The sequence below is a fragment of the Bacillus manliponensis genome, assembly GCF_000712595.1.
GTDB classification, from domain to species: Bacteria; Bacillota; Bacilli; order Bacillales; family Bacillaceae_G; genus Bacillus_A; species Bacillus_A manliponensis.
In genome coordinates this window covers 336,409-349,967 of the sequence record NZ_JOTN01000001.1, presented here as the reverse complement: position 1 = coordinate 349,967, position 13,559 = coordinate 336,409, and the positions used below count along the sequence as shown (strand labels likewise).

Genomic DNA, 13,559 nt, shown 5'->3' with positions numbered 1-13,559 from the left:
TTTCAATCGATGTAGCCCTTCAAGCAATTTTGAAGAGGGACAACCAATGTTCATTCGAATAAAGTGTTTGCCGGCAGCTCCGTACGTATCACCACGCATAATTGCAACCTCACCATGGTGCACAAGCGCATGCTGCAATTCGTCCATGTTGTAAGGCAGTTGTGAAACATCAATCCAAGCGAGGTATGTTGATTCTGGAAGTGTGAGTGTTACTGTTGGTAAATACTTTCTTAAAAAGTTTTGTACAATGAGGAAGTTTTTTCGAATATACGTATTTTGTTCATCTACAAAATTTGCACTGTTGTTGTAAGCTGCTATCGTAGCACTTATGCCGAATATAGGGGCGGAGGATAGCCCATCTCGTTGTTTTAATAACGTAAGATACTGTTCTCGAACAGCGTCATCAGCAATGATTATGTAAGAACCCCCAAGACCAGGTGTGTTAAATGTTTTACTAGCTGATGTGCAAATGAAAACACGATTTACATCGTGCGCTACGTCTACAATTGGTGTATGCGGGTGTGAACTATGAACAACATCCATATGAATTTCATCTGAAATAATATAAACGTTATGTTTTTCGCAAAGTAAAACAATTTGTTGTAGCTCCTCATTTGTCCAGACGCGTCCAGTTGGATTGTGCGGACTGCAAAGGAGGAGAATTTTCGTTTTCTCTTTTGATAGTTTATCTTCTAAATCAGAAAAGTTAATTGTATATCGTCCTTTATTTAATAGAAGTTCATTACAAAGAAGTGAGCGCTCGTTCTTCTCAATGACAGGAAAGAAGGCGTCATAGGCAGGAGTTTGCACCACAATATGATCACCTTCATCCGTTAATAGTTCAATAAGACGAGAGATGGAATATAAAACTGATGGACTATATACAATCCAGTTTTGCTCAATATGACAGGAAAACCTTGTTTGAAACCAGTGCTGAATGGCACTTTTAAAATCAGTATGGTTCCATCTTGTATAACCGAAAATACCGTGGTGCATCCGCTTTTCTAAAGCTTGTAATATCTCAGGTGGACAGGAGAAATCTGTATCTGAAATAGAAAATGGTAAGATATCTTTTTTACCAAAGCGGTCTTCAATATAGTCCCACTGTGTACAATGCGTGCCGGAGCGATCTATTACTGCATCAAAGTTCATCTGTATCACCTCTTACAAAAGTTGATCGAGCTCAGATTTCAGTGCACCAACTTGCATGCCGATTATAACTTGTAGGTTATGAGCATCTAATTTAATGATGCCAATTGCACCGCAATTTCTTAAAGTTTCGTCATCTATTATGTTCATATCTGTTACAACGAGGCGTAAACGTGTTACGCAATTATCAAGTGATTGTATATTCTCTTTTCCACCTAAAGCAGCAAGGATTTTTATTGCGTTTTCAGGAGAGTCTTTTTTGATAGATTTTTGTTTTTCATCAGGTTTATGCTCTTCGCGCCCTGGTGTTTTTAAGTCGAATTTCAAAATAGCAAAGCGGAATACGAAATAATAGATAGCAAACCAAATGCCTCCGACAACTAAAACGAGGTACCATTTTGTATCCATGCCTTGCATAACACCAAAAATGACAAAATCTAAAATTCCACCATCTGTATTTCCAATCGTTACATCTAAAAGCGCCATCACCATAAAGCCAAGACCTGTCATGACGACGTGAAGTAAGTATAAAAGCGGTGCAATAAATAAGAACAGAAATTCAATCGGTTCAGTAATTCCAGTTACAAAAGTAGCAAGCACACCAGATAACAAAAGGCCTTTAATTTTCTTGCGGTTTTCAGGATAAGCTGTATGATAAATTGCTAGTGCAACAGCTGGTAATCCAAACATGAAAGTTGGCATTTTTCCTTGTGATAAAAAGGCAGTTGCGCTTGGGCTAAATGGTGCGCCGCTCTGAAGTTGTGCATAGAAAATATTTAAAGCACCAGATACGGTTTGACCATTTACTACTTCCGTACCGCCAGCTTCTGTAAATCGAATCATAGCTACGAGGATATGGTGTAATCCAAATGGTAGTAATAGACGTTCGCCAGCACCAAATAAAAACGGACCAAATATGCCGGCATTTTGAATGAGTGAACCAATGCTGTTAATTCCAAGTGCAAAGATTGGCCAAATGATTGGTAGTAATAAGCCAACGATTGCCATTGTAAAGGATGTAATGATTGGGACGAAGCGCGCACCGCCAAAGAAGGCAAATGCATCAGGCAGCTTTACTGTATAAAATCGATTATGGAGAAGATAAACGGCAATACCAGCAATAATCCCGCCTAACACTCCCATCTCAATCGTTTGAACTCCCATTACCATACCTTGACCAGCTTGGCGCATTTTTTCTGCGTCAACAAGCTGTTTTGTTTCTGCTAAATAAAAATGAATAGATAAATGCATGACAACATAACCGATAAAGCCCGAAAATGCAGCGACTCCTTTTTCATAGCGAACAAGACCAAGTGGAATCGCCATTGCGAAAAGGACTGGTAAATATGTAAATGCAAATCCACCGATTGTTAACATGAACTTGAAGATAAGCTGCAAGATAGGGTGCCCGAAAAATGGAAAGGTCTCAATTGTAGAAGGGCTTGTAAAGGAGCTGCCAATACCGAGTAGAAGTCCCATAAAGGCTAATAAAGAAACAGGTAACATAAATGTTTTTCCAAGTCCTTGAAAGAACTCCCATAGTTTTGTTTTCATTATGAAAAATCCCCCTTTCTCATTTAAAAGTAATCGGTTTGAAAAAGGGAAACAAGGTGTTTCACATACAATGTAAGGGGATACATTTTTTGTATGGAGAATACAAAAAAGAACCGGCCATTTACTGGCCGGTTTCTCTATGTAAGTAGGAGAGGATAATAAAATCTAGTACAACACTAAGTGGAAAACGGGAACTCATATCAATATCATCATAATAGCAGTGGGTGACATGTGCTTGTAGAGATAAGTGAACTTCTTTTTGTAAGTGGTTATTATGTTGTCCTGTTATAGCGATAGTTTTCACATTACGTTCTTTTAAAATATGTGCGAATTCTAGAATAGATGATGTTTCGCCGCTATAAGAGACGAGAATTGCTAGATCGCTCGCATTTAAACGATAGGCGGCATTTCTTAGTTCATCCCAATCGCTTCGCGCATTACACAGCTTTCCAGAAGCGGTTAGCTTTCTGGCAGCATCTACACAAGGGGGAAGAGAGTTGCCTACTCCAAAAAATTCTACATGTCTACTTTCTTCAATATAATGCACAGCTTTTTCAATCTTTTCTTCGTGAATGAGCTGGAGTGTTCGGTCCATCTCATTTTGTATTCTTTCCATATGTTTAGAAAAGAGAGAGGAGGAAGGAGTAGTGATATGGACAGGTTCTTGCTGCTTATATGTATGCAAAATATATTTCATGTCTTGAAACCCTTTAAATCCGAGTTGTCGACACGTCCTGCTAATTGTAGCTGTAGAGACGAATAGAACTTTCGAAAATTCGTCTATACTGATGTTTATGACGTGATTTGGGTTTTGTATAATATAGTCGAGCACTTGTGTTTCTAGTTGACTTAAACGATGGCGCTCTTGTGATAAACGTTTGAAAAAGATGTGCATAATATCGCCTGCCTTATGAATAAGTTTATTTATTAGAAAATTCTGATTTAAAATAAATTTTACTATGATTTCCATCTGTAGGAAAGAGAACGGTTTCTTTTTTGTTTCCTCATTTTTCAGCAGACAGAAACCATCTATTTTTGATATGATAGAAAAAGTGTTTTATTTTTAGAACAGCTTTAGCGACTGCTTTAATTGCTGAAGTTAGACAAAATTATCGTGAAAGGTGTGCAAGACGTGGAGAAGCAACTTGCAGGCTTACCAGTACAAGTTCAATTCGTCACAGAGATTCGAGAAGGCGCACGGAAGGAAACTATTTCTTTTGATGCAAATGGTCTATACTATGTAAAGGGTCAAGGTACATACGTAACATTCCAAGAGCCAAACGAACAAGGCGAAGTGAAAACAATTATTAAAATCCAAGATGATCACGTTCTCATCATGCGTTCAGGTGCTGTTTCGATGCGCCAAACTCATAGAAAAGGTGAGTGGACGACAGGGACATATACGAGTGAACTTGGGACGTTTGCATTGCAAACAAAAACAGATAACGTTCTTTTCAAATGGTCAGATGAGAAGAAAAAGGGACAACTCTTTTTAACGTACGCTTTGCTTCTTAGTGAACAAGAAGCTGGCCGATATACAATTACGATTAATTTAAAGGAGGAGAAAAAATGAATTCTTTAGAACAAGTAAAAGAATTGATTAAAGATGAAATTAAAGCTGCTGTTGTAAAAGCAGAACTTGCAACAGAAGAACAAATTCCAAACGTTGTATTAGAAACACCAAAGGATAAAACACATGGTGATTTCTCTACAAACATGGCAATGCAACTTGCTCGCGTAGCGAAAAAAGCACCTCGCATGATTGCAGAAGAGTTAATTGCAAACTTCGAAAAAGAGAAAGCTTCTATCGAAAAGATTGAAATCGCGGGCCCTGGTTTCATCAACTTCTACATGGATAACAGCTACTTAACAGACTTAATCTCAACAATTCTTGAAGCTGATGCAGCTTACGGTGAAACAAACACGGGTAAAGGTGAAAAAGTTCAAGTTGAGTTCGTATCTGCAAACCCAACAGGTGACCTTCACTTAGGACATGCTCGTGGTGCAGCAGTTGGTGATACGTTATGTAACGTGTTAGCAAAAGCAGGTTACGATGTATCTCGTGAATACTATATTAACGATGCAGGTAACCAAATTCACAACTTAGCTCTTTCTGTTGAAGCACGCTACATGCAAGCGTTAGGTTTAGAGAAAGAAATGCCTGAAGATGGATACCACGGTGCAGACATCATCGGAATCGGAAAGCGTTTAGCAGAAGAGTTCGGTGATCGTTACGTACATGCTGATGAGAAAGAAAGCTATGAATTCTACCGTCAGTACGGCTTACAGTATGAGTTAGAAAAACTTCAAAAAGACTTAGAAAGCTTCCGCGTAAGCTTTGATGTTTGGTATTCTGAAACATCACTATACAAAAACGGAAAAATCGATGCGGCACTTGCAGTGTTAAAAGAGCGCAAAGAAATCTTTGAAGAAGAAGGCGCAACTTGGTTCCGTTCTACAACATATGGTGATGATAAAGACCGCGTATTAATTAAAAATGACGGTTCTTACACATACTTAACGCCAGATATCGCGTATCACCGTGACAAATTAGAGCGTGGCTTTAATAAATTAATTAACATTTGGGGTGCGGATCACCACGGTTATATCCCACGTATGAAAGCGGCAATTCAAGCGCTTGGTTACGATAAAGAGACGTTAGAAGTAGAAATCATCCAAATGGTACAACTATACCAAAACGGTGAAAAAGTAAAAATGAGTAAGCGTACAGGTAAAGCTGTTACACTTCGTGAGCTTATGGAAGAAGTAGGCGTGGACGCAATGCGTTACTTCTTCGCAATGCGTAGCGGTGACTCTCATTTAGACTTTGATATGGATTTAGCTGTATCAAAATCAAATGAAAACCCTGTATACTATTCACAATATGCACATGCACGTGTATGCAGTATCCTTCGCCAAGGAGAAGAGTTAGGCTTAACAAAAGGCGGAGATGTAAACTACAAGCTGATTTCTTCAGAAAAAGAAGTAGATTTACTGAAGAAACTGGGAGAATTCCCAGCAGCAGTTGCAGAAGCAGCAGAAAAGCGCTTACCACACCGCATCACAAACTATGTGTTTGAATTAGCGGCTGCACTTCACAGCTTCTACAATGCAGAAAAAGTATTAAATCAAGATAACATGGAATTAAGTCAAGCACGCTATGACTTAATGCATGCTGTACGTATCACTCTTCAAAATGCATTAGCATTAGTAGGCGTATCTGCGCCGGAGAAGATGTAATAAAGAAAAGCGTTAGCGGATCGGTAGAATAGGAGGGGGATGGAGCTCCTGACGTAGAGGCGTAGTTTGCCTCAGAGGAAGGCGCGAAGCCACCGAGTATTCTAGCCGCGAAAGCTAGACAATAAAGAAAAGCGGAAGCAGCTCGGTTAGAACAGAGCGATGTTACCGTAAAATAGTAAGAGCCACCATTTTTATGGTGGCTCTTACTATTTTTTAGGCAGCTTCCTGACTTTGTTGCTCTTCTTGCGCAGCCGGTTGTTGAAGCACATTATAAACACCAGTTCCAATAACATCTAAAGCCATTTTCATACGTTCTGCTGAAATGTTAGTTAACACATTATCTTCTGGTGTGTGGTATACTTTTTCGATGTGATAGATAAGTGGATCCCAGCTATCGATTCCCATCCAGATAAATAGAGCTGACGGTATACCAGCATCAAAGAATGGTACATGGTCACTTGAACCGAATTTTCCCTGTAAAACGAGTGGATTGTTTAACTGTTGTCCAGCTTGTAATGCTGCATTGGATACAAGGTTAGGTGATCCATCAACAGTCATTGCATATAAATTCTTTGCTTTATCATAATTTGTAGCCACCATATCAGCATTAAAAGCGCCTAAAATACGATCGCGCTCTGTCTGTGGTAATTGTTTCACGTAGTGTCTTGAACCGATGAGTCCCATTTCTTCTGCACCAAACGCAATAAAGCGAATCTCTTTATCAGTTTCTACATTTTGAAATGCACGTGCTAATTCTAACATTAGCCCTGTTCCAGAAGCATTATCATTTGCTCCAGGAGCTCCAACAACGCTGTCGTAATGCGCGCTTACGATAACAGCATTTTCATTTCCAGTACTCTTTTTTGGTTTCTTTTTCGCAATGACATTTGTAGATTGTAAGTTTGCTTCATGTGTTGCTTTTAAAGAAAGAGTCACATTCCCTTTTTTATTTAATTCTTCTTTAAATGCATTTCCTTGCGCATAAGCAAGTCCAAATACAGGGACAGATTGTTTCTTTGTTAGTCTTGGATTAAATGTTTGTCCGTAATTCCCACGACCACCAATTAAGCTGTATAAAAGCACTCCTTTTGCGCCCTTTGCAACCGCATTTTCAACTTGTTTATTGTAGTCTGCTATTGTTGCACCTCTTTCAAATAGGACAATTTTACCGTTTACTTCATTTGGGATATCTTCTAAGTTAGTTCCATTCGGTACAAAAATAAGTGGAGCTGTTATAGCTTCTGCTGAAATAAGAGAGTTTGGCGCTGCACCTGCTTGCCAACTTCTTGATTGAGATAAAGATGAGTCAATGAATCCTACGTATTGATCTGGTACATTAAACTTTTGATACTCTACTTCATATCCCATAGATTGTAACTGCATTCCAATATAGCGAGAGGCCCATTGCTCTGGTTTTGTCCCACCAGGACGTGGACCAATTCGTTCGGATAAAAAGCGTACATGCTCAATGGCGCGGTTCGCATCAACCTGCTCCGTAATAGATGGTACTTGTGTGGATTGTGGCGAAGAATCAGCCTTTACTTGTCCAAGCGGAGCTAGGCTGAAAGTGAGTGATACAGCAAGCAACATGCTTACTATTTTTTGTTTCCATGACTTTTTCATATTGTCCTCTCCCATTCTATTGTTCTATCTGACTGACAAAGGGGTGGATAATGAGTTTATTTTATCTTTATTTGTAAGAATTTTCAATAAATTTAGGGGATATATGTTTTAAAATGTTGAAAAATATGAGAAAAAGAGCTGCCACATAGTGACAGCTCCCTTTATTAATTAGATTCGTTTTTTCTTCTCATTGCTAATAAGCTAAATGCGCCAGCTAGTAATAGCATAAATCCTGCCACGATAAAGTGATTGCTATTTTGATGACCTGTTTGTGGTAGAAGCTTTTCTCCGTTAGATGTTTTATCTGTTAGACTATCTTCTTTTACGCCCTTTGTATCAGAGGTATTGTGATTCGTTCCATTGTTGTTGGAACCATCCTCATTAGGGGTACTATTTGGATCATCATCATTTGAATCTTCCCACTCATTCATAATTGGCTTATTTAGAGCAGTTACTTCTAACGTTTGCTTTTGCCCTTTATCAATTGTAAATGCTATCGGTGTGCTATCTAGTTCATATCCTTGCGGAGCAGCTGTTTCTACAAATTGATAGTTACCAGGTTTTAAGTTTGATACAAAGATATTTCCATCTTGATCAGTAGTTAGATCAGCATGAATTACATCGCCGTTGCTATTTAATAAAGTAAATGTAGCACCTGCAAGTACTCCTTTACTTTCAGCATCAACTTTTGTTAATAATGCGTTTCCTGTTGTTAAGCTATTTTCCACTGTAATTTCAGCTAACTTCTCTTGCCCTTTATCAATCGTAAATGGAATCGGCTCTGTACTTAAGTCATAATAAGTTGGAGCTTTCGTTTCTACAAATTGATAATCACCAGGTTTTAAATCAGAGACAGTCAAATTACCATCTTTATTTGTTGTTACATCTTTACGAACGATATTTCCATCACAATCAAGTACATTAAATACAGCACCCTCAAGTGTTTCTTTACTATGAGTGTCAACTTTCGTTAAAGTAATACCACCTTTTGTTAAGCTGTTCTCAGCAGTAACTCCAGCAAACTGTGTTTGCCCTTTTTCAATCGTTACCTTAATTGGCTTCTTATTGATATCGTAATGAATAGGAGCTTTTGTTTCAATAAATTCATAATCACCAGGTTTTAAATCTTTAACGGTAATTTTACCATCTTTACCCGTTTTTAAATCGGTGAAAACGACATTATTGTTGCTATCTACTAGCTTAAACTCTGCACCTTCGAGAACTTCCTTACTATCGGCATCAACTTTCGTTAAAATTGCGCCGCCTTTCATTAAGCTGTTCTTTCCAGTCACTGTAGCTATTTCCCCAGCACTAACTGTCACTGAAATTGGTGTTACATCTAAGCCGTAGTGAGTAGGAGCTTTCGTTTCCACGAATTGATAGCTACCTGGCAATAATCCATGGACAGTAATTTTCCCTTCACTATCTGTTTCTAAGTCTGTATGAACGACATTTCCGCCGCCATCAAGCAATTTAAATATCGCGCCTTGAAGCGTTGCATTTGTATCGGCATCAACCTTCGTTAATGTGACGCTACCTCTTGATAAATAGTTGTGAGCGGTCTTTTCAATTAACGTTGTTTGTCCTTTTTGTACTTCAAACGGAATTGGTGTTGCATTTAAATCATAACCAGCTGGTGCTTGTATTTCTACAAACTCATATTTTCCAGGTTTTAAATCTTTAACAATCGGTGTTTTTCCGTCTTTATCAGTCACTAAGTTTGTTGCAATTACTTCTTTGCTTCCTTGCTTTTGAAGTTTAAAGACAGCACCAGGAAGACCGCCGCTATGTCCTTCACCTGTTTTTGTTAATTGGGCTGAGCCGATTTTAGATAGTTCATTTACGAAAGGCTCAAGTTCTAATGGTGTTTCCTGCCCTCTTACAATTTCAAACTGAATAGGTTTAGGGTTTACTTGGTAGTGTTCAGGAGCACTTTTTTCAACTAAGTAGTATACTCCTGGAGTTAAGTTGTCAATTCGAAGCGTCCCATCTTCTAAAGTCTTTTTCCCTTTATGTTCTGAGATAACTTGTTTGTCTTTATCTAATAAATCAAATGTAGCATCTTTTAATCCAGTTTCCTTATCATCTTCGCCGACTTTCTTTAAGATAACGGATCCTTTTTTTAGACTATTCGTTGCCGTTCTTGAGACGACTGTCGTTTGTTTCTCTTTAATGTTGAAGTCAATTAGCTCGTTGCTCAATTCATAATGAGTAGGAGCTTTTATTTCTTTCAAATAATATGTTCCAGGTTTTAAGTTCTTAATGTGAACCTTACCTTTTTCATCAGTAGCGTCTAATCTTTCGTATCCTTTTACAGGCTTTTTATTTTCATCAAGTAGAGAGAATATAGCCCCTTGTAGATGTTCACCCGTTTCAGCGCCAATCTTTGTTAAGATAGCTTCACCTACAAATTTGTCGTTTTTGAATGTCTCGTATTCTTTTCCATCAGTTTTAGAATCGAGTTTTATTAGTATTCCTTTTTCTAGCTCATCGCTAATAACGTAACCTTTTGGAGCTTTTGTTTCTTTTAATAAATATTCTCCATAACGTAAATTCTTAAATTCAGCAATACCATTTTCTTTAGTTGAAACAGTTCGGATTACGTTCTTTCCAGCTTTATCGTATAGTGTAAATTCAGCATCAGCTAGAACTGTTTGTTTATCAGCATCAACTTTTTTAATCTCAAAGTGTCCTCGTTTACTGCCACCTGTTCCAGAACCAGAAGAAGTTTTTACAATGATTTCTTCTGAGGTTTCAACGTCTTGATTTGTAATTTTACTTCCGGAAAGTTTAACTTTATTACTTACTTTTTCGCCGTTGTCAGCGTAAATTAGAGTCTTATATTCTAGTACATAAGCCTCGTCAATTCGATTTAAAAAGGTAAGTTCAAAGGTTTGTTTTCCAGTTTCATTATCAGTATTGATTTGTAGTGTGTAATCTTTTCCTTGTTCTAGCTTTTTGTTTGGATCTTTCGTTATGTTTCCATTTGCATCAACTGATGTTCCATATAAATGGAATGAATCTGCTACAAGGATTTGATTATCAGTTGGATTATCAATAATCTTTGCATTTTCTAAAGTAGATTGACTGCGGTTAATATTGATTGTCCAGTTAATGTAATTACCATCTTGTTTTGCAGATTTACTAACGAATTCTCCGCCGTGAGTGATAGTTGTTGAGCCTGTTACAGAGGAAACATTCTTTGTACCATCTTTTAATTCGGCTGTATTTTTATACTCTTTTGTAATAAATTCATTTTCGACTGTTGTTTTGAAACTAATATAATATGGTGAATCAATCCTATTTTTAAAATGAATTTTTAATGTGTTTTTATTACTTTCTGTAGGGGTCTCCATTATATATTCACTAGAATCAACAAGGCCACCTAGAGAAACTCCATCAGGAGAACCAGTTAATAGCATGTGACGCACTTCGATAGAGCCCGGTACGAATTTTTGGTTACCCTTTAGTATGTCAGTTATGTAAGGGTCGTCGATTGTGACATTATTATAATTTAATCCGATATACCACGTGATTTCTTTCGTTTTAGCATTATAAATGCCGTATTTAAAGCCGTTTGCTTTTGTAAATTGGTCAGGGTTAAGGTCTTTAGAAGATGTACTGCTTTCATCTTTCCCGTTTTCATTTTTCCAGCTTACATGTGCTGTATTTTTAAATGACGTATATTTATCTTGGATTGTAGGATAATCAAACGTTGTTGTATACGTGATTTCCAGTGTATCTTTCATTTTAGAAGCATAGGATTTTGTTAGCGTTACTTTAAAGCCATCCTTTGTTACTTCTAACGTATAATCTTCACCTTCTACAAGTGGTTTCCCAGCTGTACGGTTTGTAATGGTAAAGGTATCTTTGTGTAAAGTGAGACCGCCATGATCAAATGTATCTGTAATAACAGCATTATTCATTTCATAATTGTTTTTGTTGACTTCAATCTTCCAAGATGTTGTTTTGTCTTTGTAGTTTACACTTGTGTTTGACTTGATAACATTTTGTTGCGTTGTATTCGTTGTATTAGAGCTAGAAGAGCCTCCACCTGTCGTAACAGTATTTTTAATTTTATTATCTGTAGTCACGTTACCAATTGGTTTTGTTTTGTAAGTGATAACATAGGCGTTATGAATATCTTCATTAAATTGTAGGTTAAAACCGTTTTCTTTATCGTTTTTTTGGGAAGTAACAGTGTAATTGTTTACGATTTCACCTGTTACAAGCTTTCCGCTATCATCGTATGCTGCTTTGTTAACTACAACGGAACCTTCAACAAGCTCGTGTGAGTTGTCAAATAAATCTTTTAGAAGTGCATCTTGTTGCTTAATCGTTTTTTCGTCACCGTTATAGGTAATCGTCCAAGTAATGGTTTGGTCAGTTGGATCATATTTACTTGTTTTATTTAAGTGCGTTCCATGAGATGCAGTGACGGTAGCGCTTGTTTCTGTGTCTTTTTGATTATCACTTGATAGAGTAGCCTTATTTGTAAAGTTTGTTTTACTATCATCGGTAATCTTTGTTTTGTATCGAATTTGATATGCTTGATTAATCGTATCGTTAAAAGCAATTGCTAAGTTCGATTCACTTGGTGATGAAATAGTATATGCTGATGAATTTACTTTCTCTCCAAGAGTCGTATTTCCATCAATATCTACATTCAAATAGTAAACTTCAATTGAGTTTGTATCTAAGCTTAACCCTTTTGGAATAGCATCTTTCATGACTGCATTCATAAGAGTGTCTTTCGTTTTATTGATGTTTACAGTCCAGTTGATTTCATTGGCGTTAAACTTTTTGTTTGGCAATCCGCTTTTGTCCATTGGATTTTTTACATTTGGTTTAAATTCAACCGGAATTGTTATACCTTCTTCTGTAACAGGGAAGTGAATCTCTTGAGTTGTAGAACCTTTAATCTTTTGTTTGTTAAATTCTGTTTGTACTTGTAATGCTCCGGAAATATAGGAATGTGTTTCTATGTAGTCATTGAAAGTCATCGTTACTGTACCATCTCTTTTGATGGTATAAGTGCCGACACTTTCACCGCTTCCATCAATTAAGTCACCTTCAACATCATTGTAGATAGCAAAGTGCTCCGGTAGTTTGAAGGTGTAGTAGTCACCACTTTTTGCACCAAGGTCATTTGGCAAATCCCATGTGAACTCAATTTTTGTAATGTCACTCGTAGTGGGACGATTTTCTTTATCATCAAACGGTTTTCCGTTCTTATCTGTCATCTTGACACTTGTCAAAATATTTTCCGTAATCTGCTTCGGGCCATCTTCTGACTCTGTTGTTTCAGCATTAGTTTCTTCCACTCCATTTTGCGTTACAGCATGCTCTTGAGTAAGCTCTTCTGCGTTCTCTAATGTTTCGTCTTGCTCGGAAGGTTGTTCTTGGTTTTGTCTTGTAGTAATTTCTTCTTCCATTCTTTCAACTGGCACTGTAATAAATCGTGACTTCGCACCTAGTGGGAATGTAATTTGAATCGTTTCTTCTTTATTGTCTGCAGCAGGGTTAAATATCGCTGCAAATGTAATTTTGCCATTTCCTTCTTTGGCTTGTTCATTAAAGGTAAGCTTTAATGTATTATCGCTTGCTGTAACAAAATATTGTCCAATTTCAAGCTCATTTCCTATTAAGCTACCTTGTATATCTTGTTGAATTTGTAGCTCACTTGGAATTTTTAATGATAAAGAATCACCGTTTGTTAGTGTGTGATTTTCTTTGAGAGACCAAGCGTATTCTAGTTGTACAGTCGATCCAGGTTGTATTTTTGTATTAGGATTCGAAGCTGCATCGATTGAAATATGATTGCTATCTTTCATTTCGATAGAATCAAATAGTGTATGTAGGTTTGATGTTTCTGCCATTACTTGATGGTAAGGGAAATTTAAAAGCTGTGAAACTATTAAGAATGCTATCAAACATACGTTAAAAGTTTTTTTCATTCTTTCGCCTCCTTGAAATATTGAGCTGTAGTATTA

At 37.2% G+C, this 13,559-nt stretch carries 6 protein-coding genes and 1 pseudogene; 2 read left to right on the top strand and 5 right to left on the bottom strand.

Going from position 1 to position 13,559, the window contains the following annotated elements:
* Positions 1-3: 3 nt before the first annotated feature.
* From BAMA_RS25580 to BAMA_RS01540, 3 genes and pseudogenes are all read right to left on the bottom strand, one after another.
* Positions 4-1,152, bottom strand: a pseudogene (locus BAMA_RS25580) (MalY/PatB family protein); the annotation flags it as partial.
* A gap of 12 nt (positions 1,153-1,164) precedes the next feature.
* On the bottom strand, positions 1,165-2,703 hold the full coding sequence (gene malX, locus BAMA_RS01545) for a maltose/glucose-specific PTS transporter subunit IIBC (RefSeq protein ID WP_034635471.1): 1,539 nt from the start codon (positions 2,701-2,703) through the stop codon (positions 1,165-1,167).
* Between the two features lie 121 nt (positions 2,704-2,824).
* Positions 2,825-3,598: a MurR/RpiR family transcriptional regulator gene (locus tag BAMA_RS01540; protein WP_034635611.1), complete on the bottom strand. Its 774-nt coding sequence runs from the start codon at positions 3,596-3,598 to the stop codon at positions 2,825-2,827.
* A gap of 237 nt (positions 3,599-3,835) precedes the next feature.
* Here BAMA_RS01540 and BAMA_RS01535 point away from each other — a divergent pair, with 237 nt between their 5' ends.
* Both BAMA_RS01535 and argS read left to right on the top strand, forming a co-directional pair.
* Positions 3,836-4,276 carry a YwiB family protein gene (locus BAMA_RS01535; RefSeq protein ID WP_034635468.1) on the top strand — a complete coding sequence of 147 codons (441 nt, stop codon included), beginning with the start codon at positions 3,836-3,838 and terminating at the stop codon, positions 4,274-4,276.
* Positions 4,273-5,943, top strand: a complete 1,671-nt coding sequence (gene argS / locus BAMA_RS01530; RefSeq protein WP_034635466.1) for an arginine--tRNA ligase — start codon at positions 4,273-4,275, stop codon at positions 5,941-5,943. The genes BAMA_RS01535 and argS overlap by 4 nt, the downstream gene beginning before the upstream one ends.
* 213 nt (positions 5,944-6,156) lie before the next feature.
* Here argS and BAMA_RS01525 read toward each other — a convergent pair whose 3' ends face one another.
* Together BAMA_RS01525 and BAMA_RS01520 are read right to left on the bottom strand one after the other, a co-directional pair.
* Complete coding sequence (locus BAMA_RS01525) at positions 6,157-7,566, bottom strand: M28 family metallopeptidase (protein WP_034635464.1); 1,410 nt, start codon at positions 7,564-7,566, stop codon at positions 6,157-6,159.
* Positions 7,567-7,730: 164 nt separating this feature from the next.
* Positions 7,731-13,523 carry a SpaA isopeptide-forming pilin-related protein gene (locus BAMA_RS01520; protein WP_051758849.1) on the bottom strand — a complete coding sequence of 1,931 codons (5,793 nt, stop codon included), beginning with the start codon at positions 13,521-13,523 and terminating at the stop codon, positions 7,731-7,733.
* Between the last annotated feature and the right edge of the window lie 36 nt (positions 13,524-13,559).